Origin of the sequence: Enterococcus sp. DIV1083b (assembly GCF_051713705.1) — a bacterium.
GTDB lineage: Bacteria > Bacillota > Bacilli > Lactobacillales > Enterococcaceae > Enterococcus_D > Enterococcus_D casseliflavus.
On the sequence record NZ_JBIOQJ010000001.1, the window covers coordinates 2993863 to 3019179 of the forward strand.

Sequence of the window (25317 nt, forward strand, 5' to 3'; positions counted from 1 at the left end):
CTTCCTAACTGATTGAAAGAAAAAAATCATGAAGATTTTTTCATGTTCAACCAAAAAAGACGGCATGAACCAAGGTCCACTCCGTCTTTCATTTATTCCATATTTTTTGCTAGCTGATACGTGCCAACAAGTTCCCCTTGTTGGAGTTGAAGCACGTAAGGACATGTTTCAGCCAAAAACTCGCGATCATGACTGATCACCGCTAGCAGATCAACTTCTTTAGCGACTGTTCGCAACAGTTTTGCGACTTCTTCCATTTGCTGCAAATCTAACCCACTCGTTGGTTCATCGAAAAACAACAAGCGTTTACCAGAAAGCAGGGCACTGCCGATGGCAACTCGTTGTTTTTCCCCACCCGACAAGCTTTGCGGATGTCGGGCAAGGAGTGGTGTTAAGTGCAACAATGAGACAATTTCTTCAAAACGCGCTGGGTTTTGGGCTTTGATCAGCAGCTCTTTTTCCACCGTTTCAAAAAACAGCTGCAAGTTAACATCCTGCATCACAAGAAAGCTTTCCTGCAGCAGCTGCTTTTGGGTCCGCTTTTGTCCATTGATGGTAAATACTGCTTCTGGGCATTTTTTCAATCCTGACAGGACTTGCACCAACGTACTTTTGCCAGCACCATTTGGTCCAACGATCCCCACAGCTTGCTTCGTCGGCAATTGTAGTTCAGGCAAGTTGAGCGCCCAATTTCTGCTGTTTGCTGAGCGTTTCGATTGCTTAATCTGCAGATGCGTTGCCCTTAATCCAGTCTTTTCTGGCAAAGATTCTCGGCAGTGCTGAGTTTCCATTGCCGCCTCGCCTACTTTTCGCAATCCCAACTCGTGAATTGCCTCCTCTGATAGTGACAAAAGCTGAGCTGCTGGATAAGACGCCCGCAATCGTCCTGCTTCTAATAGACAAAAGCGATCTGCCAGTGGCGCCAAATACGCCAAGCGGTGTTCGGCGATCACAATGGTTTTCCCTTGTTGTTTTAAAGAAGCCAACCCTTGAGTCAACTTTTGGATCGCTTCTTGATCCAAATTGCTGGAAGGTTCATCCAATAAGAACACATCATGGGGCAACATCGTGGCTGCAGCGAGAGCAATCAGCTGCTTCTCCCCACCAGATAGGTCAAAGACACTAGCATCAAGCAATGGGGTCAGGGAAAACTGCTGGGCTACTTCGGTGATTCGCTGCCGAATGTTTTCTGGTGCAACGCCCGCATTTTCCATCGAAAAAGCCAACTCCGAATAGACATCCGTGGTGAAAAATTGAGTCTTGGGGTTTTGAAAGACGACGCCAATCGTCTGGGCATAATGGGAGAAATCGGCAACTGGCAAGTCTGTTTCTCCGACACGGATCTTTCCTTGCACTTCGGCGGGATACAGCTCAGGGATCAAGCCATTCAAAACATTGAGCAGGGTCGATTTGCCGCTGCCGCTAGCGCCGCACAAAACGATGACTTCCCCAGCTGCGACTGTCAAAGAAAGCTCAGATAATACGGTTTGATTTTCTCGTTTCACTGACACTTGTTCTAATGTGATCATCCAAGCCACATCCTTTTCACGATAAAGCCGCCTAATGCTAAAAAGACCAAGCCATCCCACCAGCGCAGCTTCAGTTCGTGGACGGTGGTATGGGGAGTTTCTGATGCTAACCCGCGAACCAGCGCCGTAGCCGACAGTTCGGTTGCGGTCTTTTCAGCCGACATCAGTAATGGGATCAAAAAATACTCCGCACTTTGCAGCGGATGAAGCAAGATCGATCCTGCCGACAGCGAGATGCCGCGAAAGCGCATCGCTTGGCGAATACTTTTGAAATCTTGTACCAGTGTGGGGAAAAAACGAAATAAGACTGCCAAAGGAACTAACAATACGTTGGGCACGTGCATTTTTTGCAGCGCAGCCATCCACTCACTGTTCTTCGTCCCGCTAATGGCAAAAGCCGCCGCCATGATCGTTGGCAATAAGCGGCGATAACCGACAGAAAAGAAATCCAGCAACACGATTAGTACGTGGTTGCCTTGGCGAAACAAAAAACTATCTGCCAGTGTCAGCAAGACAAACACGCCATAGAGCAGCAAGCCTTTTTTCCAAAAGCCGCTGACTATAAATAGCAGCAGTAAGAAAGTGACAAAGGCAAACTCATCGATCCAGCTGATGGTCACCATCATAGTAAAACTAGCAAAGAGAATCACCGCTAATTTGCTGCGGGGATCAAACCTTGTTTTCGACACATTCCTCACCCTTTATGCGATTGGATCGTTGGTTGAAAATGTTTTTCCATCAAGCGACTGCCGATACCTAAACCAGCCACCGCACCAATCAAAACCGCCAGTGCACAAAGCCCTAACATCAAATTGGAGGTATGAGCAAACACGCCGGCAATGTAGGTTTCATCTTTTCCGCGAGCCACTAATGAATCGATGTAGGCATTTTTCATAAACCATAGGGGTAAGATCGGACCCATCAAGCCAAAACTAAAGACGATATAACTCGCCAGTACGCGAACGTTTCCTTTGAGCTTTGTTTTGTATTGGATCAAATCAGCTGCTAAGGCACAAATCATATTGGGCAAAAAGGCCAATGGAAAATGTCCTGAAATCAAAAAAAAGAGCCCTACCACGGTACCCATAATGGTGATTGCGCCAAATTTCGGTACTTTATTCAATAAAATCAGATAGATAATGCCAGAAAACAAAGCGGTGACTGCTGGAATAAATAAATTATGAAAACCTGGGATCACAAAACGCAAAATCAATAGACAGACGCTCATTAAAAGAAAATAGATCGCTGTATAGATCCCTACTGCAATTAAATCTTGAACCTTTAGTTTTTTCACTGCGTATACGCTCCTTCTTGCAAGCAATCAATGAAAAAACCGTTGCTGCTTGCTTGTACAAACTTATTTTTACAAAGCCTCAGTATAGCACAAAGCAGACGTTTTTATGGGGTGATATGCTTACTGGTAAACAAATATTGTTCATCAAAAAATCGCCTGCAGGTAATGCCCTGATAAAAGCGACTTTACTTGCAGACGATTCTGGTAAATATTTTTTATCAATTGCCAATTCTAATGATGTCCCCCACCGTCAACTTAGGGTAAGCTCCCGGTTCTACTAGAATTGCTCCTGGTAAAATTTCATTTTCTCCATCACGAAAATAAATAGAAATATGTCCTAGCTCATTAAAGTTTTGGTTGGCTGCACTGCCAACCTTATTTATCGTATAGGTCGCCTCGCCTAATTGAAGCTTCACTCCAGGTTGAAGAACATTTTCTTGTTGTTCAATTGTTTCATGAAGCACACAGATTGATTTCAACTCTTCCGTTGCTGCTGGACCAAACAGGATCAACAACATCTCCTCTTCAAAAGCTTCAACCAACTCGCCAATTTCTTTCACCGTACTTTTATACAATCGAATGCCTCCTTCATGCTTTTTTTCACTTATTCGTTATAGATGAATAGGTAGACCTAATGCCAATTCTGTTGTATCCATTATAACTTCCGAAAGTGTTGGATGTCCATGGATCGTCAGCGCAATATCTTCTAACGTGAGTCCTGATTCGATCGCCAACGTGATTTCAGCGATCAAATCACTAGCTCCTGGTCCCACGATTTGTCCACCAATGACTACTTCTGAGTCTTTATCAAAGACTAAGCGAACAAAGCCTTCGTAGGTGTTCAGTGACAAAGCACGACCATTTGCTTGAAATGGAAAGCTCGCAGTATCAGCTGCCAGTCCTTGAGTCTTCGCTTCTGCTAAAGTTTTGCCTACAGTAGCGATTTCTGGATCTGTAAAACAAATTGCAGGAATGGCTCGGTAATCTTTTGCTACGTTTTTCCCGCTGATGACTTCTGCAGCTATCTTCGCATCATAACTCGCTTTATGAGCAAGTGCTGGTCCTTCAATAACATCACCGATGGCATAAATGTGGGCTTATGACGTTTGGTATTTTTGATTGACACGTATCCAGCCGTTCGTTCCTGTCTCGATCTTCGCCTGGGCTAAACCAAGATCTTCTGTATTTGGTTTGCGTCCCACTGTGACCAGTACGTAATCAGCTGTTAGTATTGTTTCATTTTGATCGGCACGAACCGTTACTTCCACACCTGTATCATGGCTTTTTACTGATTTTGCCATTGCACCTGTTACTATTTTGATTCCTTTTTTAGCAAAGGACGCTTCGACCACCGCCACTAAGTCTTTTTCGTAAGAAGGAAGCAGTTGCTCCGATCCTTCCAGTATCGTGACATCTGCGCCTAAATCTGCATAGGCACTTCCAAGTTCAGTGCCAATCACACCGCCACCAATAATCACCAACTTTTTGGGCACTTCTTTTAAAGACAATGCCCCGGTAGAGTCCAAAATTCTGCCGCCGAATGCAAAGCCGGGAATCTCGATTGGACGACTTCCTGTGGCGATGATCGCCTGCTTGAACTGAATGGTTTTTTCTCCCTTACCTTTGATTTCTACTTGATTTGGTGAAAGAAACCGGGCATAACCTTTAACGATTTGAACTTTATTTTTGAGTAGCAGTCCACGAATGCCCGAAGTGAGCTTTTGGACGACGGTTTCATCCTTCCATTTCTGGAGTGTCTGAAAATCTAATGTTGTCTGCTGATTGGTTATTCCAAGATAATGGCTATGTTTTGATTCTTGATAGACGTGTCCGGCATGGATCAGTGCCTTAGAAGGAATGCATCCCACATTTAAACAGACCCCACCGATAGCATTGCTTTCTACGATCGTGACTTGTTGACCTAATTGCGCCGCCCGAATCGCTGCCACATACCCGCCAGGACCTGATCCGATGACCAAGGTATCTGTGTTATATTCCATAAGTTCCCCCACTTTCTACAATAAGAAGCCTAGTGGATCTTCTAGTAACGTCACGATTTTTGTTAAAAATGCAGCTGCTGGTGCCCCATCTACGACACGATGATCAAATGAAAGATTCAGTTCAACAAAGGATTGGTTTTTCACTTCGACAGCAGTCTGATTGAAGATAGCTTTTTCATAAATCCCACCGATGCCCAAGATTGCTACTTCTGGTTTGTTGATAATCGGCGTAAACTGCTTGACCTTTGTTTTTCCTAATGAACTGATCGTAAACGTACCACCAGACATTTCGGCATTCGTCAATGTTCCTTCACGAGCTTTTCTCGTTTTCTCTTTGATTGCCGTGGTCAAATCAGCTAGACCGAGCTGATCAGCTGACGAAATGACCGGAACGACTAATCCCTCTGAAAGAGCAACGGCAATTCCAAGATGAATCGCTGAAAACCGTTTGATCCCCTCATCCGTGGCGTGGGCATTGAATATCGGAAAATCCTTCAAGGCAATCATGGTTGCTTTGGCAAAAATTTCCAGATAAGAAAGACGTTCACCTGTTCTTTGTTCGATCATCGGTAACAGCTGATTTCGTAGGTCAATAACTTTCGTCAAGTTGACTTCCGCTGTCATGGTGACATGGGGGATGGTCGTTTTGCTCGCTACCATTTTCTCTGCAATTGCTTTTCGTAACGGACTCCATGGAATGAGCTCACTCTCAGATACCACTTCCTCAACCTGTGGTTCGACAGTTGGTTGTTTATTGATGGCCTTAATATCCAAAGCTTGGATCCTGCCTCTCGGTCCAGTTCCTTGAACCGTAGTCAAATCGATCCCACGCTCTCTTGCCAAACGTCTAGCCGAAGGAGTTGCCCGTATGGTACGCATCATTTGATCATTGGTACGAGGTGCTTTCTTTTCAGTTTCTGTATTTGTTTGGTTCTGCTTAGTTTGGTCTGGTTGAGTTGCTTCACTTGAAGGCATCTGAGGTGGGACCGTTTCATTTGCTGCTCCTATATAAGCAATAATTGAATTAACGGGCGCACTCTCCCCATCAGCTAAGTATTTCTTTAAGAGAGTCCCCTCTTCATAGGCTTCTACTTCAATGGCGATTTTATCTGTCATTACTTCAAAGATTGGATCACCGATCGCAATCGTATCGCCTTCATTTTTTAGCCAAGTCGTAATGGTTCCCTCAGTCATCGTTGAGCTTAATTTAGGCATCAAAACCTCATGTGCCATACTTTCCCTCCTATTTATCCGCCATCAGTTTGCAACATGCTTCAACAATATCCTCAACTTGTGGTACTGCTTTTTTCTCTAAGTCAGGATGATACGGCATCGGAATCTCTGCACCTGCTAAGCGAACGATCGGCGCATCTAAAAAGTCAAAAGACTCGCTTTCTGAGATCACACTTGCTAATTCAGCACTGAAACCACTGCGTTTTACTGCTTCGGTCACGACCACCGCACGCCCAGTCTTCATCACTGAATCAATGATGGTTTGTTTATCTAAAGGCACCAATGTACGAGGATCGACAATTTCAATACTGATATTTTTCTCGTGTAAAATATCCGCTGCAGCTAATGCTTTATGCACCATAATTCCTGTAGCAACGACGGTAATATCTGTTCCTACTTTTTTAATATCCGCAACCCCAATAGGGATCGTATATTTTTCCTGCGGCACATCCGACGAGGTTCGATAACATAGTTTGTGTTCATAGAACATTACTGGATTATCATCCTCAATCGCTGCATGCAGTAAGCCTTTGGCGTCATAAGCCGTTGCTGGCTGGATCACCTTTAAGCCAGGGATATGAGCCGTCCAGTTTTCTAAGCTTTGGGAATGCTGCGCTGCTGCCCCAGTTCCTGAACCACCGGGGGTTCTCATTACAAGAGGAATTCGTGCTTTTCCACCATACATATAACGAATTTTTGCTGCTTGGTTTACAATTTGATCGAGGGCGATCGTAATGAAATCAGAAAATTGAATTTCAAAAATCGGTCTCATGCCCGTCATAGCCGAGCCAACTGCTGCACCTGCAATTGCTGATTCAGAAATTGGGGTGGATCGAATACGCTCCTCGCCAAATTCTTCCACCATCCCTCGGCTAACGCCGAAAGCGCCTCCATAAACACCGATATCTTCCCCTAACATGAACACAGCTTCGTCTTCTCGCATTGCTTCCGAAAGAGCTTCTCTCACGGCTTCCGCATAAGTAATTTCTCTCATGATGTCCTCCTACTCTGCATATACATCTTCAAACATCGTTTCCGCGGCAACGACGGGACTGTTTTCACCAAATGTCACTGCATCATTGATGGCTTGCTTGGCTTTTTTTCGAATTTCCTCTGCCTCTTCTTCAGTAAAAATCCCCGCTGCGATCAAGGTTGTTTTGGCTTGTTGGATGGGATCTTTTTCTTTGCGCCACTGCTCTTCTTCTTGCTTCGTCCGGTATTTTTTCGCGTCTGATTTCGAATGTCCCTTCCAACGATAGGTCATAGCTTCGATCAATGTCGGTCCTTCGCCGCGCCGAGCTTTTTCAACTGCTTGATAGGTGGTCTCGATCACTTCTATCAGATTGTTTCCATCAATTGTGATCCCTTCAATTCCGTAGGCCTTTGCTCGCTCTGATAACTGTTGGATGTTCGTCATTTTTTCAACGGAACCGCTCATACCATATTTATTATTTTCAATAAAAAAGACTACCGGTAGATCCCAGATCGAAGCCAAATTGACTGCTTCGTGAAAACTTCCTTCGTTGGTAGACCCATCGCCCCCGTATGACAAAGCGACTTGTTTCGTCTTTTTCATTTTCGAGGTCAGAGCTGCGCCGACAGCAATCGGAAACCCACCGCCAACAATACCGTTTGCGCCCAAATTTCCAGTATCCAAATCAGCGATATGCATTGAGCCGCCTTTGCCTTTATTCGTCCCTGTGGTTCTCCCAAACAATTCCGCCATCATTTCATTGACATTGGTTCCTTTGGCAAGTGTATGCCCATGCCCACGATGGGTCGAGGTGATCCAATCGGTCTTTTTTAAGACGGCACTGCTTCCTGCAGCAGTCGCTTCTTGCCCTACAGCCAAATGGGTCGTTCCATGGATCAAGCCTCGAGCAAACAGTTCATCTACTTTTTCATCAAAAAAGCGAATTTCCCACATTTTGTAAAAAATCTCTTTAAATGTTTCATTTGAGAGATTTGCACTATTCTCAATCGAAAGATGCTTCGTTTTTTCCATTTGTTTTCTCCTTTTGTTTTGCCTAAAAGTTCATCTAAGCAGCACGAGGATTCACTCTATCCATTCAACAGAGCCTTTGCGGTGTCTTCATCCGTAATCAGCACATCAACCCAGTCACCAGTTAAGGCTGCTTTAATGCCCTTCACTTTATCCTTTCCACCCGCTGCAGCAATCTTTAAAGGAATCCTTTTTAGATCCGCCACCTCCAGCGACAATACTCGTTTGTTCCATTCACAATCTACTAGTGCGCCCGCTTCGTCGATAAAGTTATAACAAATATCGCCGACGATCGTCCCATTGGTAAACTCAAGCTTCATGCCCTCTTCTTTCGCAAGATAAGCTTTCGTCATGGTCGAATAGACGGGCGTCCCGCCGATTCCCACCAAAGAAATATCGGCATTTCTTGCTTTTTCAAACACATTTTTTATAAAGGATTGATTCAAGAAGACCTCTCGAGCCTCTGCTGAATCCACCGTGATCGGCGCATGTAATTCCACTGCAACTGCACCACACTTACTTGCGAAAAGTTCACAAAGAACATTGGCTTGTAAAGTTGCGTGTTCTCTGCCTAGTCCACCTACTAAGGGGATAAAGCGCACATTTGGTAAATGGTTTTTTGCAGAAAAATTGACGGCTGCTTCATGGATCGTAGTTCCAGCAGAAATCGCAATCGTCGCATCTGCTTTAGTGATGCGCGTTAGGTATTTTGCTGCCGCAATGCCTAATCGTTTGTTTAAAGATTCTTCTCCGGTCGATGGAACACAAATGACCTCTTTTAGTCCATATTGTCGCTGAATGTTTTGTTCAAGTTGTTGAAATGGGTGCAGCAATTCATCATGAATGATGATTTCTACTAATCCTAAACTACGTGCTTTCGCTAAATACTTAGAGACCAGTGAGCGGCTGATACTAAACTTTTTGGCGATTTCTTCTTGTTTTGCTCCTTCGTTGTAATACATTGATGCCAATTCTACAAGTAATCGTTTATCATCCGAGTAGCCCATTTATTTTTCCTCCAATAGTATAAATACTTTATTACTATTGATTTTAACACGTTTTAAAACGGCGATTTTCAAAAAAGAATTACGCAAATGTGCTATCTTGTAATTTTCTAAGCTTCCAGACGGTTGTTGATTGGTCTAACTCCACATCGTCTTCTGTCAAAAATGTGCCTGCTTCGATGGTGCGTTTTGCTACTACTTCTCCTGAAATCAAACCAATCGGGATATGTCCTTCTGTTGTCATGTCGGCATGGGTTTCTAAAACTCCACGCACACAATATCCGCCGATACCATCTAAACGCTCTCTTGGTTTGATAGTCTTTTTCGCAACAGCTACTGTTTCAGAAATTGGTGCCCCTAATGGAACGATCGCATGATCTTTTTGCAAGACAGCTTTTGCAATGGTGATCGGTGTTTCTAAGCTTGCTAAGTGGAAGGGTCTATACAAGAGATGATGATCTCCTTCTTTTTGCATCAAATAATTCAGTTCATGTTTGACTCCTTCATTTTGACCTTTGACGATTACAAAAACACCTGGAGCCAAGCCATCGACATATTCTACAACCCCAAATTTATTCAGTACGCCACCCTTTTCTTGCAGGTTCAAATCCTTCAAAACGGACTCTTGATCACCAGCAACACCGTGCATCCCTACTTTATCTGGGACAAAGCCAATCGCATTTGACAGTAAATTCATTTCAGCCATCGTCTTCGTACCATCTTTAAAAGCAGCAAGCATATGAGAAGCCATTTTTTTCGTCTTTGCTTCTTCCTGACAAGTATCTGGATTAGCGGCAATGTTAAGTTTATTATTTTTCCCTTTCCCTGCTACTAAAACTTCCATCCCCATAGACTTGGCAAATTCAAAAAGTTCGGTTGTCGCTGCCGGCTCGTCTCCATCTGATCCGGTATACACTAGACCGGCAGTCCGATAAAGCCGATGCATCAAAGGACCGATCGTAATATCAATTTCAACATTTAGTAGAACAAGGTGTTTTTTAGCCAAAAGTGTCTCCATCGCAATTTTTGCACCTACTTCAGGTACCCCAGTCGCATCGACGATCACTTCAACATCTTCTGAGTAGATCACCTCTTTGAAATCAGTAACTGTTAGAATTTCATGTTGGCTTGTGGAGGAAGCACGGTAAGCTTCCGCCGCACTTTGTGCAAAATCTAACCGAATATCACTGATCCCTGTCACAGCCATTCCCGGGATCGTCGCGATCTGTGCAATCATTCCAAAGCCCATTTGACCTGCACCAATCACGCCAATTTTGATTGGCATTCCGTGATCTTCTCTCTCCAATAATTGTTGATAAATAGTCATTCTCAGCTCTCCTTTAACAAAATATATTTCACGTAACATATGATACACCCTTATACTAGTTGGCCAAGATTCTCTTGTCAACGCTTCCAATAAAATTCAGCTGCGAACGATGCATCTTTACCTAACGTTCCCTTTTCTTCACAAACTTAACATATGTTCCAACATGAAGAATATGTGAATTTCATATTGACTTTCACAAATTCACAATTTAAGATTTTCTTATAAAGCGCTTTCAGAAAAATTGAGAAATGAGGGATTACTTGATGGAGGAATACAAGGAGCTTGTTTTATTGTTAGCCGGTTGTTGGTTCATTCAGATTTTCTTGTCCTACTTGCAGCACAAAAACTATGGGAAGGAAATAAACGAACTAAAAAAACGAAATACTGGTTTTTTGGGTGTAGGAATCTCAAAGGCAAAATTTAACTTAGGCCGTGGCATCGTCCTGCTAGTCGTTACAGATGAACAGGATTGTATCGTGACCTATAAAGAAATGGCTGGCATCACGATCTTTGCCCGTTTTAAAGAACATCAAGAATTTATCGGAAAGAAACCAACGGAAGCAATGCCATTACTTGCTAATAAAAGAAGGAAAGCTGCTTTTGAACAAGCAATTCAATTGATTCAATCTGAAAAAAATCGACTGGAGGTAGTGTAAATGGATTTCTTAGTAATGGTTGCTGAAAATTTTATTGGTATTTTTGATGCTGGTGGGGAAAATCTAGTGGGTTTGATCACTGGTATCTTACCAACTTTGATTGTTTTACTCACATTCGTCAATGCATTGATTGCACTGATTGGGGAGGAACGCGTTTCTAAGTTCGCTCAAATCTGTACCCGAAATATCATTTTACGCTATAGTGTTTTTCCGCTTCTCGCTGTTTTTTTTCTTACGAACCCAATGTGTTACTCCTTTGGTCGTTTTTTGAAAGAAAAGCAAAAACCGGCTTTCTACGATTCAGCCGTTTCTTTGGTCCATCCCATCACTGGCTTATTCCCCCATGCAAATTCCGGTGAATTATTTGTTTGGACTGGTATTGCTTCTGGCTTAACCACTTTAGGCTTATCCACCATGCCGTTAGCTGTCCGCTATTTTCTAGTCGGTCTTGTTGTTATCACCATTCGAGGCGTTGTCACAGAATTATTAACGAAACTGATGTGGAAAGAAACCACTGAATGATGTTCATTGGAAAGAGGAGGAAAAACAATGTCAAAAACGGTTATTGTCAAACATGGAACGAAGGGTTGGGGTGGTCCACTAACGCTAGAACCCACGACTGAAAAAACCGTCGTTGCTTCCATCACAGGCGGGGGTATCCATCCAGTGGCGAAAAAAATTGCTGAACAATTAGGTGTGGAAGCAATCGACGGATTTAAAGAAAAAGTAGAACCAAGTCAAATGATCTGTGCGGTTGTTGACTGTGGAGGGACTGCCCGTTGCGGTGTCTATCCCAAATTAAATGTCTTGACCGTCAATCTCCATCCTACTACTCCTTCAGGTCCATTGATGAAATTTATCAATGAAAAGAATTTTGTCTCGGGCGTCACCATAGATGACGTTTACAGCTCTGATGAAGCAATGACAGAATCTTCGGTAACAAGCGAAAAAGTGAAAGAACCAACACCTACTAAAAAAGAACAAGTCACTGCTGCTAAAGAAAAATTCGCTGGATCACAAGGAGGGCTTCTAGGTTTCATCAACCGCCTTGGTCGTTCCGTCGGCAACATTGTGGGAATCTTTTACCAAGCGGGTCGTGATACGATCGAAATCGTAATCAAAAATATTCTTCCCTTCATGGCATTTGTCAGTATGTTAGTAGGGATCATCAATTATACAGGCATTGGCGACATCATCGCTAGCGGTGTCACTCCCTTATCTGGTAGTATCGTTGGTCTCGTGATCTTATCTCTTATTTGTTCAATTCCAGTTCTTTCACCCGTTCTAGGCCCAGGTGCCGTCATTGCTCAAGTCGTCGGCGTATTGTTAGGAGTAGAGATTGGCAAAGGCACGATCGCTCCCGCCATGGCACTGCCCGCTCTTTTTGCAATCAATTCTCAAGCCGGTGCAGATTTTACCCCTGTCGGTCTCACATTAGCCGAAGCTGAGCCTTACACCGTAGAAGTCGGTGTCCCTGCCGTTTTGTTCTCTCGCTTACTCACTGGTCCCTTAGCAGTGATTCTGGCTTGGTTAGCTAGTTTTGGGTTGTATTGAGGAAGTCGCCTATTCATTCGAGTATCTTGCTAAACTTACAAAAAGACCAATCTAGTGTGGATATTAGATTGGTCTTTTCTTGTTAAAAAGTATTTTTCTTCCTTTAAGCTAAAAATCATAGTACAGAAGATGGGCAATTAAATATTCTCTTTCCCTTTCTTTCCCCCTTCATTTGATGAATAATAGAGAAAGATCGAGTATATAAGATGATACTAGATAGTTCATATTCTCTTTTTACTAGAGAACGATCGATACAGATAAAAAACAAATTGAAGAAAAAAAAAACTTTGCTTACTATCTTAAATGTAAAAATAATACTGTTGTAAACACCCCAAACCCAACTGTAAAAACATTTTGACACTTGATTTCAAGGCATTATCAAAGACATTTGCTCGTTAGAACGCAGACATTGGCCTAAACTAATGGTAGAAGGAGCGGATAAAATGAACTTAAGCAAACAAATAAAAAAACATCGGGAACGATTAAGCCTCTCTCAGGAAGGGCTGGCAGAAAAACTCTATGTCTCCCGACAAACGATCTCCAATTGGGAGAATGAAAAAAGCTATCCTGATGTTCACAATTTATTATTGCTCAGTGTTCTATTTGATGTTTCTTTAGATGAATTAGTCAAAGGGGATGTTGAACAAATGAAAGAAACGATTGAGAAAACAGCAATGGATCACTACACGAAAATAATGTTGGTCTTTACATTGTTGGCCGCAATATCTGTTGGGCCTGCTCTCTTTTTACCAGGACACTGGTGGATTGCCCCGCCTCTATGTTTTTGGCTCGTCTCCATGTATGCCGCATTGAAGATCGAAAAAATCAAGAAAACCCAAAATATCAAAACGTATAAAGAGATCGTTGCCTTCATGGAAAATCAAGACCTCGATGCCATTAGGAAAAAGCGGGACATCAAAAAAGATTTCCTCTCAAAAACAGTCATCGTCTTGGTCTTTGCCTTGATTGTCGGCATGCTTGCATGGCTTAGTACACTGCCGCATTTACTGATGCGCTGATCAAAACACAGGTTGAAGCTGCTTTTATGATGAAGCCGCTTCAACCTGTGTTTTTTTCAATTCAATGATCTCATCCGCATAAATCAAATTTTTCGGGCGATGGGTGATCATAATGACTAGTTTATTTTTCAATTGGTCTTTGATCGCTGCAAAAAGCTTTTCTTCTGTTGTTTCGTCTAAAGCAGATGTGGCTTCATCAAGAACAATGACTTCTGCGTCTGAGAAAAACAATCGGGCAAAAGCGATTCGCTGTTTTTCCCCACCAGAAAGGTTGGCTCCTTTTTCTCCAATTTCAGCAGACAGTCCTCCCTTGAGTGTCTGATAGAATGCGCCTAACTGACATTTTTCTAATACCGCTATGATTTCCTCGTCTGCGATTTCCTTATCAAAAATAATATTCTCTTTCAGCGTTCCTTGGAAGATTGGCGCATCTTGCGATAGATAAAAGATATGCTCATAGAAATCATTTAAGTTGTAAGCAGCTAAATTTTTGTGATTGATCAGGATCGCACCGGTCGTCGGCTGATACAAGCCTAAAATCGTTTTGACCAGCGTTGATTTTCCTGCGCCGCTTTCTCCTACTAACCCATAAATCGCTCCCCGCTTCAGCTCCAGTGTGCTATTGGTTAAGATTTGCTTTTATTGAAGTGTGACGGATAGATCCTTAACTGTGATGCTGTTGATGGTCTCAGACAATGCATCGCCTTGTGTTAATGCTTTGTCCTCTGGCAGATAGAAAAATTCGTTTAACCGTGCAAAGGCAACTTTATCTAAGTTGTATTGAACAAAAATCACGTTAAATATTGCAACAGGCGTGTAGATTCGATCCACATAAATAATCAGTGCTGCTAAACCGCCCAAACTGACCGTAATCTGATTTGTAAATGCCAGTACCACAATTGCGACTTTGATCAATGCGACTAAAACTGCAAAAAAACCAAAGAAAAACTCATGGATCATCGTCATTTTTGTCAAACGTTCTGTTGTGTCAGCAGACATGTTTTTATATTGTGCGATCGCTTTTTCAAACCGTTTATTGATCCGAAACGTGACCATTTCCGTTAGTCCGCGAATAAAGGTGCTGTTCATGGCTTCTTCTGAAACTAGCGCACGTTCTTTGAGAGAGCGTAAAACTTTCAAAAGCAGATTGGTCACGATAAACACCACTAGATAGCCCACAAGGATCGCTGGAATCAACCTTTTATCGATCATAGCAATAAAAGCTAAGTTAAACAGTGTTTCGGGAAGCAATTCTTTAAACAAGCGTCCATAAAAATTCAAATGGATATTTCTGCCCGCCGCTGCTCCCGCTTCGGTTTTCTGTAAGAGTGCTCCAGAGCCGATTTGCAAGTATTCGGAATAGACAATCTTGCTGATTTTTACTAAAGCTTGTTCTTTGAGATAGAAATACATGCTGTTGTGCAATGTTGTTTTTGGTTTCTGCTCGAGATAGGACAAAAGTGGTACCAGTACTAGCGTTAACCCATAGATAAAAACAACTGGCCAATCAAGTGTCTTGCCAAATGAATCGAGTAGTTTTTGAAAATAAAAGACATTCGCGGCACTCAAAAATGAGACTGCAATTCCAATCCCAACATATACCGTCAATCCTTTTTTAAAATGCCGCCATAAATCAATTGCCATCGTACGCTCCTTTTGCTGCAGTGTTCGTGAAAAAATCGTGAGACAAATAAAACAAACGCTTTCAAAAGTATAATCTATTTTTCGCTTAATGGAAAGAAACATATGAAAGATAGTGAGAAACCCTTCTTCGGTCATCGAGAAAAAACAAAAAACCCCGCTCAAAGAGCGGGGCTAACGTTGTTCCCAACGATTGATTATTTGTTTAAAGCGTCTTTTGCTTGGTCAGCTAATGCAGTAAATGCTGTTGCATCGTTTACAGCCAAGTCAGCTAACATTTTGCGGTTGATGTCGATTTCAGCTAATTTCAAGCCGTGCATCAATTTTGAGTAGCTTAAGCCATTCATACGAGCCGCTGCGTTGATACGAGCGATCCACAATTTGCGGAAGTCGCGTTTCTTTTGACGACGATCGCGGTATGCGTAGTTGTATGAATTCATTACTTGTTCTTTTGCTGTTTTAAATAGAGTGTGTTTAGAACCGTAGTAACCTTTTGCTAATTTAAGCACTTTTTTACGACGTTTACGAGTTACTGTTCCACCTTTAACACGTGCCATGTATAATTCCTCCTAATATGAAAATCGATAATTGTTTGTATACGTGAAGCTTGGGTTACGCAATTATTTCATGCGTGCTAGTTGTTGACGGATACGTTTGTAATCGCCAGCTGAAACCATTGAAGCTTTACGCAATTGACGACGTTGTTTTTTTGTTTTGCCGTGGAAACGGTGACTGGTAAAGGCACGGAAGCGTTTCAATCCGCCGCCGCCAGTGCGTTTTACGCGTTTTGCTAATCCGCGGTGTGTTTTTTGTTTTGGCATAACTAATTTCCTCCTCAAAATCTTTCGTTATCTGACTTTAAACTGAAACTCAGTGAGTCATTATTTATCGTTTTTTGGTGCTAATACTAAGAACATACTGCGGCCATCCATTTTTGGCTTTTGCTCAACAGTTGCCAAATCAGCAGTTTCTTCCGCCAAACGATCTAACACTTTCTGACCAATTTCTTTATGGGTAATGGCACGGCCTTTGAAACGGATCGAAGCTTTCACTTTGTCCCCTTTTTCAAGGAATTTACGTGCATTACGCAATTTTGTGTTGAAATCATTGACGTCGATCGTTGGACTTAAACGAACCTCTTTAATGTTGATTACTTTTTGTTTCTTACGAGCTTCACGGTCTTTTTTCTGTTGCTCAAAGCGGAATTTCCCGTAATCCATAATTCTTGCTACTGGCGGCTTAGCATTTGGTGCCACCAATACCACATCAAGGTTTGCTCGTTCTGCAATTTGCAATGCTTCAGCTTTACTCTTTACACCAAGTTGTTCGCCGTTTTGATCAATCAAACGCAATTCACGTGCACGAATGCCGTCGTTTACCATCATATCCTTTGCTATGGTCATTCACCTCCGAGTTTTTTGAGAGAAAGAAAAGCTTGTCGATTCGAAATCAGACAATAAAAAAACGAGTTCTTCACGAACCCGCACGTACTCCACACAAATAAATGGTAGGAATCCTATTCTGCCCAGCGATATCTTCACTCAGGCGAGAAGCGGGTGCTTCTGCTTTTATTTCTCAACTTTTATAGTATACTACTTTTTTCTCTTATTGTCAACAGTTTTCATGATTGTTTCAAAAAAAAGCCGGAGCATACGCTCCGACTTTCGTGTTTCTTATTCTGCTTTCAATGCAGCCATCGTGATGTAGTTATATGGTTGGTTGAAGTGAGGCAAGAAGAAGATATCTAATAGCTTCATCTTGTCGATCGTTACGCCTTCTTCGATCGCTAGTGAGAACATGTGGATGCCCATTGCGATTTCAGATGTACGTGACGCCATTTGTGCACCAACGATGCGGCGTGTTTCTTCTTCATAGACGATGCGGATCTTAACTGTCGCATTTTCTTTCATGAAGCCTGGTTTTTGGGTATCTTCGTAATCTGAGTATTTCACTTTCATGCCATTACGTTCGGCAGCTTCGACTGACAAGCCAGTTGAAACCATGTTGTAGCCGAAGATCGAAATCCCGTTTGATCCTTGAACACCTGTTGATTCTAGAGACGTTCCGCCGATATTATGAGCAGCGACGATCCCTGAACGTACGGCATTCGTTGCTAATGCGATATACGTTGTTTGTTGCAAAGCATTTGAGTACACCGTTGCACAGTCACCGACTGCGTAAACATCTGCATCGCTTGTCCGTTGATGGCGGTCCACTAAGTACGCGCCGTTAGCAAACAATTCCAAATGATCTTTGCCTAGCTCGTTGTTTGGTAAGAAACCGATCGCGTTGATCACTAGATCAACTGGGTATTCGCCGTTGTCTGTTACAACTGCTTCTACTTTCTCTGTTCCTTTGTATTCACGTGCTAATTCACCGAAATGCAATTCAATGCCATTGTCAGCTAAGTTTTTGTCCATATCTTCTGTAAACCATTTGTCATAGTAGTTTGGCAATGCCCGTGTCGCTGCATCAAAAAGCAACACATTTTTGCCACGGCGTTTTGCTGCTTCAGCAATTTCAACACCGATGTAACCAGCACCGATAACGGCAACGTTTTTCACGTCTTCTGATGCTAACTCTTTATCAACCGTTTGTCCGTCTTGGAATTTTTTCAAGAAATGGATGTTTTTCAAGTCACGTCCAGGTACTTTTGGTGAAATCGGTACCGAACCAGTTGCGATGACAACTTTATCATAAGATTCAACGATCGTTTCACCGTCATTGGTTACAGCGTGTACTTCTTTTTTCTCAAAATCGATATGGTCAACCACTGTTTCCATATGGATTTTTGCACCTTTTGCTTCAAAATCTTCACGTTTTGTATAGAACAAGCCTTCGTATGAATCGATTTGACGTCCAACCCATAAAGCAGTCCCACAACCTAGGTAGCTTAAGTTTGTATTACGGTCGATCATTACGACCTCTTGGTCTTTGTAGTTATCTAATAGTGTATTGGCAGCAGCAATCCCCGCGTGGTTTGCACCGATAATAACTGTTTTTGTCATGGAAAATTTCCTCCTTTTGTTTACATTGTCATTATAGCTTGCTTGTGAATTTGAAAACTATCAACTTTTTCGCGATTTTAAAAATTTATGACAGTTTTTCGTTGATATACGTCACTTTCAGCGGATCAAGTTTCTATATCAAAATTATTTTCGTCTTGCAAGCAAAAAGATTGTGAAAAAAAATGTATTTAAACCTAAGGATTTCCCTTGTTATAAAAGCATTCTGCAAACCGATTGAATAAATTTCACAATATTCTACTGCTTTTTCGTACCTGTCGCGGCAGCGATTCGCCGTGTTATACTGAAGAGAAAAACAGATAGGATGGGATCTTGATGAAGAAAAAAATCGTATTGCCACTACTGCCCTTATTGTCGGCATTAGAGCCACAGGATTTTTATTTAGAAGAAGAACTGCTTTTCGAAGGTGCTTACTTCGAAGGCGGTGACTATAGCTATGATGCTTGCAAAAACCTCATCTTGAAGCAATGTCATTTCAAGAAAGTGACGATGCAAAAAACACGCTTGAGTCAATGGGAATGCCAAAACGTTCTTTTTGAGAATTGCGATTTTTCTAATCTGGAATGTTTTGGCGCCAGCTTTCATCGGGTTCACTTTAAACAATGCAAATTGACTGGCACCAATTTTGCGGAAAGCTATTTCCGTGACTGCACCTTTGAAGATTGCGTGGCGAACTTTGCTTCTTTTAGCAACACCAATTTACGGACAATGCTGTTTCGTCAGTGCCAACTAAACGACAGTGAGTTTTATGAAATGGATTGGAAACACTTGACGTTACAAGAAAACCAGTTGAACAATAGCAACTGGTTTCACACAAAATTAGCAACTTTAGATTTTCGGACCAATCAATTTCAAAAGATCGCGTTGTCCTTTGAACAGCTGCGGGGGCTAACGGTCGATCAAGAACAAGCCTTGGTCATCGCCGCCGGTCTAGGCTTGGTGATCGATTAACGAATTCTGCGCCATAAAGCAATCAACATCCAGATGGATAACACTAAACTGATCAATAAGGCAATCCCCCAACCGAAAATACTATTGGTAAAAGGCAGTGGAACATTCATGCCAAAGAAACTGGTGACGATGGAAGGCACAGTCAATAAGAGAGACCAAACGGTCAAAAACTTCATGGTATCATTCAAGTTATTGTTTAACAGATTATTATAGGTTCCAGATAGTTGCTCTAAAATTTGAAAAGCCAGCAACGTCATTTCCACTGCCTGTTTGGCTTCGATCAGGGCATCATCCAGCTGTTCCCGCTCGTCATCATCCATCAAGCGATAAATGGATAACGCTTTGATCTGCTCCAAGAGGACCGCATTTTGTTTCGTGGCAGACACTAAAAAGACTAAACCGACTTCCAAATCGGACATTTGCAGCAGGTTTTTATTGGTGGTTTTTTCCCGTAGTCGCTGATTCAAGCGAATCCGTTCACTATTGACTTCTTCGACTAGCGGAAAAAACGTGCCTGAAATCAAGAATAAGCTTTGAAACAAAAAGTGCAGCGGTGTTTGCTGCGGCTTTTGCAGGATCAAGCGCTCCATCATCGGAATCACATAACGGGTATCATGGGAGGCAAAAGTAAAGATCTGCTTCTTTTTTAAAATAAACGTCATTGGGCTGGTCTCAAAATGATTGTCTCGCTTTTCTTGCTGAGGTACGTTGAAAACCAGCAGCAATGCTTCTTCTTCGGCATCGTATTCGACCCGTGCGCGCTCGTTTTTATCTAGAGAATACGTAAGCATCTCATCCGAAAGATGATATTGTTTTTGTAGTGCCATCACGCTTTTTGCGTCTTGCTGGTCGACTTGAATCCATTCATAGTTTCCATCATAAAAGACATGTTTGTTTTCCACAGTCCATCCTCCACTCTTGCTTTCTTCTATTATAAAAGAAAACAGCCAGAAGCCCAATCAAAGGACTTTTCTGGCTGTATCGGCTATTGCTATTTACGGGCGTCTTTCAAAGCATCTTCCACCATTGTTAAAACGGCCTGTGCCGCTTGCGGGTCTTCGACAAAATTGAATTGATCGCCATCGATCTGGATCTTTGGACTCTCATTGTATTCTTCGTACCATTGATCGTAGCGTTTGTTCAACTCTTTGTAGTAGTCGTATAACGAAGGATCAAAGGTCAACTGCTCATATTCCCGCCCACGTTTTTCAATACGCTCCAGCATCGTTTCAAAAGAAACGCGAATATGCACCAAAAGATCTGGATGCTTTTTGTGGGCTGCATACGGCAGCTCTTCCAACATATTGGCTAACAATTCATCATAGACTTTGACTTCGGTATCGGTTGCTCGCCCAAGGTCCGCATTTAAATGGAACAACAGTGAATCCTCATAAATGGAACGGTCCAAGACGTTATTGTCGTCTTTCATAGCTTGCTTGATACTTTCAAATCGTTTATTTAAGAAATAGATTTGCAGTAAAAACGCATATTTATTTGGATCTGCATAAAATAATGGTAACACTTCATTGTCATCGATCGATTCATAAAAGGCTTGACTGCCAAAATGATTGGCGATCAATGCGGTCAAACTTGATTTACCGGCACCAATCGTTCCTGCTAATACGATCACGCTCATATCCCCCAACTCACTCATCACTAAATATTGTATGTTGCATTTGCGATATCAACTATACAATACTATATCTTGTGCCGTCAACTGAAACTTTTGAAGCACAGATCAAGAAGTTTTTCAATAAAAGTTTAAAGATTTTTGCTTTTTTTTGAAATCTCATACGGAATGCTTAACGAAAGAGCCTTCTTCTAGTAAAATAGGAAAGGATCTTTAATTAAATTGTGTTTTTGTCAGGAGATAGTTACAATTGACTGACAAACGATAAATGAATCATGTGGGGTAAGCTCCCTAGAGAAATGAGGAAAATAATGTCAATTGGTACTGGCATAGCTACAGGAAAAATCATCTTAATGGGTGAACATTCAGTTGTTTACGGTGAACCAGCAATTGCTTTCCCTTTTGCGGGAGCAAAAGTACAAGTCGAGATCACAGCAAATGAAACAAACACCTTGATTTCAAGTTACTATCACGGTCTGCTTGAAGAAGTCCCCAGCCACTTAAAAAATGTCAAAGACTTGCTGCATCGTCTGCAACAAGACTTCCACACGGGTCCTTTTGCAACCTCCATCGTCAGCACTATCCCTTCTGAACGGGGAATGGGTTCTAGCGCGGCGGTCGCTGTTGCACTGACTCGCGCTTTTTTTGATTGGATCAAAAAAGACTTTACAAAAGAAGAATTGATGACCTATGTCAACTTTTCTGAAAAAATCGCTCACGGCAATCCTAGCGGGATCGATGCTGCGGCAGCCAGTGGGACGGATGCCATTTACTTTATCAAAGGGCATCCCATCACTTCGTTTCCCCTCACGATCGACGGTTATTTGCTCGTCGCTGATACTGGTATCAAAGGGCAAACGAGAGAAGCTGTCAAAAGTGTCGCCCATCTTTTTGAAACCAGCAAGCAGCTGGCCAGTCAAGCGATCCAGCGTTTAGGGATCGAAACCAAAAGAGCCAAAGAGGCAATTATAGCCAATCAATTAGAAATATTAGGCGAAAGCATGAACAATGCCCATCAGGCACTGCAGCAGTTAGGGGTCAGCAATCAGCAACTGGATCAGTTGGTTTCCTCAGCATTGGCACACGGGGCTTATGGGGCGAAGCTGACCGGCGGGGGCCGAGGCGGCTGTATGATCGCACTAACCAAAACGAAGGAACAGGCTGAAAATATCAGCCGTATTTTATTGTCCGATGGCGCTCGTGCGGCATGGATACAAGGATTAGGAGTTTATGAACATGTATAAGGGAAAGGCTCGTGCCTACACGAATATCGCATTGATCAAGTATTGGGGAAAACAAGACGAAACCTTCATTTTACCGATGAACAATAGTTTGTCCCTGACCCTCGATGCTTTTTACACAGAAACAACGGTGGCTTTTTCACCCGATTTTACGCAAGATCGCTTTACATTGGATGGTTTGGTGCAAACAGACGCTGCCACAAAAAAAGTTGCGGACTTTTTGGATCTGGTACGAAAAAAAGCGGACTGCCCGTGGTATGCCACGGTGGAAAGTCAAAACTTCGTCCCAACCGCTGCTGGACTTGCCTCTTCTGCCAGCGGATTAGCGGCATTGGCGGGTGCCTGTAGTGAAGCACTGGACTTAAACTTGTCGGAGCAAGCGTTATCCCGTTTGGCCCGTCGCGGTTCTGGTTCGGCTTGTCGGAGTATCTACGGCGGTTTTGCTGAATGGCATCAAGGCACCGATGAGACTTCTTTTGCCACCCAAGTGCCGTCGAATGGCTGGGAAGAAGAATTGAGTATGATCTTTATTTTGATCAACGCACAAGCCAAAGAAGTCTCCAGTCGTGAGGGGATGCGCCGAACCGTTGAAACCTCTAGCTTTTATCCAGGCTGGCTTTCTGCCACTGCGAGCGATCTCGTGAAAATGAAACAAGCGATTGCCGAAAAAGACTTTACTGCTTTAGGTGAAACGACCGAGGCCAACGCCTTGAAAATGCATGGAACGACCTTAGCCGCCGAACCACCTTTTACTTATTGGTCTTCTGAATCTTTGCGAGCTATGGAATGTGTCCGAATGCTGCGGAAAAAAGGATTGGCTTGCTATTTCACGATGGATGCTGGTCCCAATGTCAAAGTTTTATGCCAAAAACAAGAAGAACAAACGATTTTACGTGAATTAAGTGCTCACTTTGCCTCAGAACAATTAGTAACTGCTCATGCGGGCAAAGGATTAGCCTTTTTACCGGTGGAAGAATCTTCCCCCATCAACTAAGAAGCCATTAAGAAGCCATCGATTAGGAGTGTCGAAATGATTGAACTATCCGTTCCTGGAAAACTATTTATTGCTGGTGAATACGCCGTTGTCGAACCTGGTCATCCTGCAATCATCGTTGCCGTTGACCAATTTATCACGGTCACTGTTGAAGAGGCCCGTAAAAACGGCAGCATCCAGTCTACCCAATACAGCGACCTGCCGATTCGCTGGACCCGTCGCAAAGGCGAATTAGTCTTAGACCACCGGGATAACCCGTTCCACTATATTTTGGCAGCCATTCGTCTGACGGAAAAATATGCCCAAGAAAAAGGCATCCCCCTTTCCTTTTACGATTTAAAAGTGACCAGTGAACTGGATAACTCGAATGGTCGCAAATATGGCCTCGGTTCCAGCGGTGCCGTGACTGTTGCCACGGTCAAAGCATTGAATCTGTACTATCAAATGGACATGGATCGGTTGACCCAATTCAAAATTGCGGCTCTTGCCCATCTCGCTGTTCAAGGCAATGGGTCGTGCGGTGATATTGCGGCCTCTTGTTATGGCGGCTGGATCGCTTTTTCAACCTTCGATCACGACTGGGTCTTAGCCAAACAAAAAGACCATACCTTAACAGAATTGATCGCTTTCGATTGGCCAGGATTATCGATCCGTCCCTTGACGGTTCCGAAATCTCTTCGACTGCTGATTGGCTGGACAGGCTCTCCAGCCTCCACCTCTGACTTAGTGGATCAAGTCTATCAATCCAAAGAAGAAAAAGAAAACGCCTATGCGGCCTTTTTAGCAGCCAGCAAAGACTGCGTCAATCGATTGATCGACGGCTTCTTAAATGAAGACAGTCGCACGATCAAAAAAATGATCACGGAAAATCGAAAGCTCCTGCGGGAGTTGTCCGCACTGACTGGTGTGCCGATTGAAACTCCAGCACTTAAAAAACTTTGTGATCTAGCAGAAAATTATTGTGGTGCAGCCAAATCTTCCGGTGCCGGCGGCGGCGATTGCGGTATCGTGATCGTTGACCAAAAAACCGGTATTTTACCATTGATGAGTGCGTGGGAAAAAGCCGAGATCACCCCCTTGCCGCTGCATGTTTACCATTACCGGGAGGACCTATCATGAATCGAAAAGATGAACATGTTTCCTTAGCAAAAGCGTTCCATAAAGAACACAGCAACGATTTTGATGCAGTTCGCTTGGTCCACCAGTCCTTTCCGCAAATTGACGTGGCTGATGTGTCAATTGCGACGACTGTCTTTGACCGCTCATTTTCCAGCCCTTTTTTCATCAATGCCATGACCGGCGGCAGTGAAAAAACCTTAAAAATCAATCAAGAGTTAGCAGAGATCGCACAAGCCTGTGAGTTGATGATGGCAACCGGCTCCGTTTCGGCTGCCTTAAAAGACCCAAGTGTCGCCGATTCTTTCCGTATCGTCCGCAAAGCCAATCCTAACGGCTTCTTACTAGCCAATATTGGTGCGGGCAGTCCCGTTGAAAATGCACAACGGGCAGTGGAGCTCTTTGGTGCCGATGCCTTGCAGATCCATCTGAATGCACCGCAAGAATTAGTGATGCCAGAAGGCGATCGTCAATTCAGCCAATGGCTGTCCTTATTGGAAAAAACGATGGCTTCTGTTGCCGTTCCGGTTGTCGTAAAAGAGGTCGGCTTTGGGATGTCCCGTGAAACGATCCAGCAGTTACTGGCGATCGGCGTACAAACGATTGATGTTGCTGGCAGCGGCGGCACAAGTTTTACTCAAATCGAAAATGCTCGTCGAAAAAAACGTGAATTGGCGTATTTAGACACCTTTGGTCAATCCACCGTGATTTCCTTGCTGGAAGCAAATGAGATCCAACAGCCCTTTACCCGCATCGCTTCAGGCGGAGTTCGGGATGCTTACGATATCTTCAAAGCACTTTGCCTTGGTGCCGATAGCGTAGGACTATCCGCCACGATCCTCGTGCTGCTTTTGTCAAAAGGCAAAGAAGAAACCATCGCCACCTTACAATCATGGAAGGAACAGCTGCAGCTGCTCTACACAATGGCAGGACAGACAAGCACCAAAGACCTTACCAAGGTTCAGCTGATTTTTTCTGGTGCTGTCAAAGAGTGGTGTGAAGCACGTCAGATTCCCTTAGCAACGTATAGTTTGCGTTAAGCGATCCAATCGCTGACTACCACATCAAATAAGTAAAAGCAGTACAATTCGTTTTTTATT

General features: G+C 43.1%; 24 protein-coding genes, 2 pseudogenes and 1 other annotated feature. Of the genes and pseudogenes, 9 read left to right on the top strand and 17 right to left on the bottom strand.

Annotated elements, in window-relative coordinates:
* Positions 1–92: 92 nt before the first annotated feature.
* The 10 genes and pseudogenes from IGI69_RS14080 to IGI69_RS14125 form a co-directional block, all read right to left on the bottom strand.
* Positions 93–1529, bottom strand: a complete 1437-nt coding sequence (locus tag IGI69_RS14080; protein WP_270266826.1) for an ABC transporter ATP-binding protein — start codon at positions 1527–1529, stop codon at positions 93–95.
* The gene (locus IGI69_RS14085) at positions 1526–2227 is read right to left on the bottom strand and encodes an energy-coupling factor transporter transmembrane component T (RefSeq protein ID WP_016609842.1); all 702 of its coding nucleotides are present in this window, start codon (positions 2225–2227) and stop codon (positions 1526–1528) included. The genes IGI69_RS14080 and IGI69_RS14085 overlap by 4 nt, the downstream gene beginning before the upstream one ends.
* Complete coding sequence (locus IGI69_RS14090) at positions 2224–2823, bottom strand: MptD family putative ECF transporter S component (protein WP_010750012.1); 600 nt, start codon at positions 2821–2823, stop codon at positions 2224–2226. Before IGI69_RS14090 ends, IGI69_RS14085 begins: the two co-directional genes overlap by 4 nt.
* 218 nt (positions 2824–3041) lie before the next feature.
* Entirely contained in the window at positions 3042–3398 is a 357-nt protein-coding gene (locus IGI69_RS14095) for a PTS glucitol/sorbitol transporter subunit IIA (RefSeq protein ID WP_422704753.1), read from the bottom strand.
* A gap of 36 nt (positions 3399–3434) precedes the next feature.
* Positions 3435–4823 (bottom strand): annotated as a pseudogene (lpdA, locus tag IGI69_RS14100) (dihydrolipoyl dehydrogenase).
* A gap of 15 nt (positions 4824–4838) precedes the next feature.
* Positions 4839–6056, bottom strand: a complete 1218-nt coding sequence (locus tag IGI69_RS14105) for a dihydrolipoamide acetyltransferase family protein (protein WP_270266822.1) — start codon at positions 6054–6056, stop codon at positions 4839–4841.
* Between the two features lie 10 nt (positions 6057–6066).
* Positions 6067–7050: an alpha-ketoacid dehydrogenase subunit beta gene (locus tag IGI69_RS14110; RefSeq protein WP_015510372.1), complete on the bottom strand. Its 984-nt coding sequence runs from the start codon at positions 7048–7050 to the stop codon at positions 6067–6069.
* 9 nt (positions 7051–7059) lie between these two features.
* On the bottom strand, positions 7060–8061 hold the full coding sequence (locus IGI69_RS14115) for a thiamine pyrophosphate-dependent dehydrogenase E1 component subunit alpha (protein ID WP_438741227.1): 1002 nt from the start codon (positions 8059–8061) through the stop codon (positions 7060–7062).
* A 56-nt stretch (positions 8062–8117) separates the two neighbouring features.
* On the bottom strand, positions 8118–9065 hold the full coding sequence (locus tag IGI69_RS14120; RefSeq protein WP_096741715.1) for a sugar-binding transcriptional regulator: 948 nt from the start codon (positions 9063–9065) through the stop codon (positions 8118–8120).
* A 79-nt stretch (positions 9066–9144) separates the two neighbouring features.
* On the bottom strand, positions 9145–10389 hold the full coding sequence (locus IGI69_RS14125) for an NAD(P)H-dependent oxidoreductase (RefSeq protein ID WP_270266821.1): 1245 nt from the start codon (positions 10387–10389) through the stop codon (positions 9145–9147).
* 263 nt (positions 10390–10652) lie between these two features.
* Here IGI69_RS14125 and IGI69_RS14130 point away from each other — a divergent pair, with 263 nt between their 5' ends.
* The 4 genes from IGI69_RS14130 to IGI69_RS14145 all read left to right on the top strand — a co-directional run bounded on the left by IGI69_RS14130 (position 10653) and on the right by IGI69_RS14145 (position 13618).
* Complete coding sequence (locus IGI69_RS14130; RefSeq protein WP_005228112.1) at positions 10653–11045, top strand: transcriptional regulator GutM; 393 nt, start codon at positions 10653–10655, stop codon at positions 11043–11045.
* Positions 11046–11567: a PTS glucitol/sorbitol transporter subunit IIC gene (gene srlA / locus IGI69_RS14135; protein WP_270266820.1), complete on the top strand. Its 522-nt coding sequence runs from the start codon at positions 11046–11048 to the stop codon at positions 11565–11567.
* Positions 11568–11594: 27 nt separating this feature from the next.
* Positions 11595–12599 (top strand): PTS glucitol/sorbitol transporter subunit IIB, encoded by a 1005-nt coding sequence (gene srlE / locus IGI69_RS14140; RefSeq protein WP_270266819.1) that lies wholly within the window; start codon positions 11595–11597, stop codon positions 12597–12599.
* A gap of 443 nt (positions 12600–13042) precedes the next feature.
* Positions 13043–13618 (top strand): helix-turn-helix transcriptional regulator, encoded by a 576-nt coding sequence (locus tag IGI69_RS14145; RefSeq protein ID WP_005228105.1) that lies wholly within the window; start codon positions 13043–13045, stop codon positions 13616–13618.
* A 24-nt stretch (positions 13619–13642) separates the two neighbouring features.
* On the opposite strand, the pseudogene IGI69_RS14150 reads toward IGI69_RS14145, so the two are convergent.
* From IGI69_RS14150 to nox, 5 genes and pseudogenes are all read right to left on the bottom strand, one after another.
* Positions 13643–15262, bottom strand: a pseudogene (locus tag IGI69_RS14150) (ABC transporter ATP-binding protein).
* A gap of 194 nt (positions 15263–15456) precedes the next feature.
* Entirely contained in the window at positions 15457–15816 is a 360-nt protein-coding gene (rplT, locus tag IGI69_RS14155; protein WP_003128653.1) for a 50S ribosomal protein L20, read from the bottom strand.
* Positions 15817–15879: 63 nt separating this feature from the next.
* Complete coding sequence (rpmI, locus tag IGI69_RS14160; protein WP_003128650.1) at positions 15880–16080, bottom strand: 50S ribosomal protein L35; 201 nt, start codon at positions 16078–16080, stop codon at positions 15880–15882.
* Positions 16081–16140: 60 nt separating this feature from the next.
* Positions 16141–16662 (bottom strand): translation initiation factor IF-3, encoded by a 522-nt coding sequence (gene infC, locus IGI69_RS14165; RefSeq protein WP_005228103.1) that lies wholly within the window; start codon positions 16660–16662, stop codon positions 16141–16143.
* A 47-nt stretch (positions 16663–16709) separates the two neighbouring features.
* Positions 16710–16833 (bottom strand) — a sequence feature (ribosomal protein L20 leader region).
* Between the two features lie 99 nt (positions 16834–16932).
* Entirely contained in the window at positions 16933–18267 is a 1335-nt protein-coding gene (gene nox / locus IGI69_RS14170; protein ID WP_005228102.1) for a H2O-forming NADH oxidase, read from the bottom strand.
* 333 nt (positions 18268–18600) lie between these two features.
* On the opposite strand from nox, the gene IGI69_RS14175 reads away from it, so the two are divergent.
* Complete coding sequence (locus IGI69_RS14175) at positions 18601–19236, top strand: pentapeptide repeat-containing protein (protein WP_270266812.1); 636 nt, start codon at positions 18601–18603, stop codon at positions 19234–19236.
* On the opposite strand, the gene IGI69_RS14180 is transcribed toward IGI69_RS14175, so the two are convergent.
* On the bottom strand, positions 19233–20138 hold the full coding sequence (locus IGI69_RS14180; protein WP_060791518.1) for a magnesium transporter CorA family protein: 906 nt from the start codon (positions 20136–20138) through the stop codon (positions 19233–19235). The genes IGI69_RS14175 and IGI69_RS14180 overlap by 4 nt on opposite strands.
* An 89-nt stretch (positions 20139–20227) precedes the next feature.
* Positions 20228–20872 carry a deoxynucleoside kinase gene (locus IGI69_RS14185; protein ID WP_010749130.1) on the bottom strand — a complete coding sequence of 215 codons (645 nt, stop codon included), beginning with the start codon at positions 20870–20872 and terminating at the stop codon, positions 20228–20230.
* A gap of 305 nt (positions 20873–21177) precedes the next feature.
* Between IGI69_RS14185 and mvk the strand changes: the two genes are divergently transcribed.
* Genes mvk through fni form a run of 4 tightly spaced genes read left to right on the top strand, consistent with a single transcriptional unit; the run spans position 21178 to position 25257 of the window.
* On the top strand, positions 21178–22110 hold the full coding sequence (mvk, locus tag IGI69_RS14190; RefSeq protein WP_015510390.1) for a mevalonate kinase: 933 nt from the start codon (positions 21178–21180) through the stop codon (positions 22108–22110).
* The gene (gene mvaD / locus IGI69_RS14195) at positions 22103–23101 is read left to right on the top strand and encodes a diphosphomevalonate decarboxylase (protein WP_270266810.1); all 999 of its coding nucleotides are present in this window, start codon (positions 22103–22105) and stop codon (positions 23099–23101) included. The genes mvk and mvaD overlap by 8 nt, the downstream gene beginning before the upstream one ends.
* A 36-nt stretch (positions 23102–23137) precedes the next feature.
* Positions 23138–24220, top strand: coding sequence for a phosphomevalonate kinase (locus tag IGI69_RS14200; protein WP_438741234.1), 1083 nt, complete (start codon positions 23138–23140; stop codon positions 24218–24220).
* On the top strand, positions 24217–25257 hold the full coding sequence (fni, locus tag IGI69_RS14205; RefSeq protein ID WP_270266809.1) for a type 2 isopentenyl-diphosphate Delta-isomerase: 1041 nt from the start codon (positions 24217–24219) through the stop codon (positions 25255–25257). Before IGI69_RS14200 ends, fni begins: the two co-directional genes overlap by 4 nt.
* The last annotated feature ends 60 nt before the right edge of the window (positions 25258–25317 follow it).

Excerpts from the sequence above, each read along its gene's own strand:
- IGI69_RS14080 (WP_270266826.1), bottom strand. The coding sequence starts at position 1,529 with ATGATCACATTAGAACAAGTGTCAGTGAAACGAGAAAATCAAACCGTA.
- IGI69_RS14105 (WP_270266822.1), bottom strand. The coding sequence starts at position 6,056 with ATGGCACATGAGGTTTTGATGCCTAAATTAAGCTCAACGATGACTGAG.
- IGI69_RS14110 (WP_015510372.1), bottom strand. The coding sequence starts at position 7,050 with ATGAGAGAAATTACTTATGCGGAAGCCGTGAGAGAAGCTCTTTCGGAA.
- IGI69_RS14115 (WP_438741227.1), bottom strand. The coding sequence starts at position 8,061 with ATGGAAAAAACGAAGCATCTTTCGATTGAGAATAGTGCAAATCTCTCA.
- IGI69_RS14120 (WP_096741715.1), bottom strand. The coding sequence starts at position 9,065 with ATGGGCTACTCGGATGATAAACGATTACTTGTAGAATTGGCATCAATG.
- IGI69_RS14125 (WP_270266821.1), bottom strand. The coding sequence starts at position 10,389 with ATGACTATTTATCAACAATTATTGGAGAGAGAAGATCACGGAATGCCA.
- IGI69_RS14130 (WP_005228112.1), top strand. The coding sequence starts at position 10,653 with ATGGAGGAATACAAGGAGCTTGTTTTATTGTTAGCCGGTTGTTGGTTC.
- srlA (WP_270266820.1), top strand. The coding sequence starts at position 11,046 with ATGGATTTCTTAGTAATGGTTGCTGAAAATTTTATTGGTATTTTTGAT.
- srlE (WP_270266819.1), top strand. The coding sequence starts at position 11,595 with ATGTCAAAAACGGTTATTGTCAAACATGGAACGAAGGGTTGGGGTGGT.
- IGI69_RS14145 (WP_005228105.1), top strand. The coding sequence starts at position 13,043 with ATGAACTTAAGCAAACAAATAAAAAAACATCGGGAACGATTAAGCCTC.
- rplT (WP_003128653.1), bottom strand. The coding sequence starts at position 15,816 with ATGGCACGTGTTAAAGGTGGAACAGTAACTCGTAAACGTCGTAAAAAA.
- rpmI (WP_003128650.1), bottom strand. The coding sequence starts at position 16,080 with ATGCCAAAACAAAAAACACACCGCGGATTAGCAAAACGCGTAAAACGC.
- infC (WP_005228103.1), bottom strand. The coding sequence starts at position 16,662 with ATGACCATAGCAAAGGATATGATGGTAAACGACGGCATTCGTGCACGT.
- nox (WP_005228102.1), bottom strand. The coding sequence starts at position 18,267 with ATGACAAAAACAGTTATTATCGGTGCAAACCACGCGGGGATTGCTGCT.
- IGI69_RS14175 (WP_270266812.1), top strand. The coding sequence starts at position 18,601 with ATGAAGAAAAAAATCGTATTGCCACTACTGCCCTTATTGTCGGCATTA.
- IGI69_RS14185 (WP_010749130.1), bottom strand. The coding sequence starts at position 20,872 with ATGAGCGTGATCGTATTAGCAGGAACGATTGGTGCCGGTAAATCAAGT.
- mvk (WP_015510390.1), top strand. The coding sequence starts at position 21,178 with ATGTCAATTGGTACTGGCATAGCTACAGGAAAAATCATCTTAATGGGT.
- mvaD (WP_270266810.1), top strand. The coding sequence starts at position 22,103 with ATGTATAAGGGAAAGGCTCGTGCCTACACGAATATCGCATTGATCAAG.
- IGI69_RS14200 (WP_438741234.1), top strand. The coding sequence starts at position 23,138 with ATGATTGAACTATCCGTTCCTGGAAAACTATTTATTGCTGGTGAATAC.
- fni (WP_270266809.1), top strand. The coding sequence starts at position 24,217 with ATGAATCGAAAAGATGAACATGTTTCCTTAGCAAAAGCGTTCCATAAA.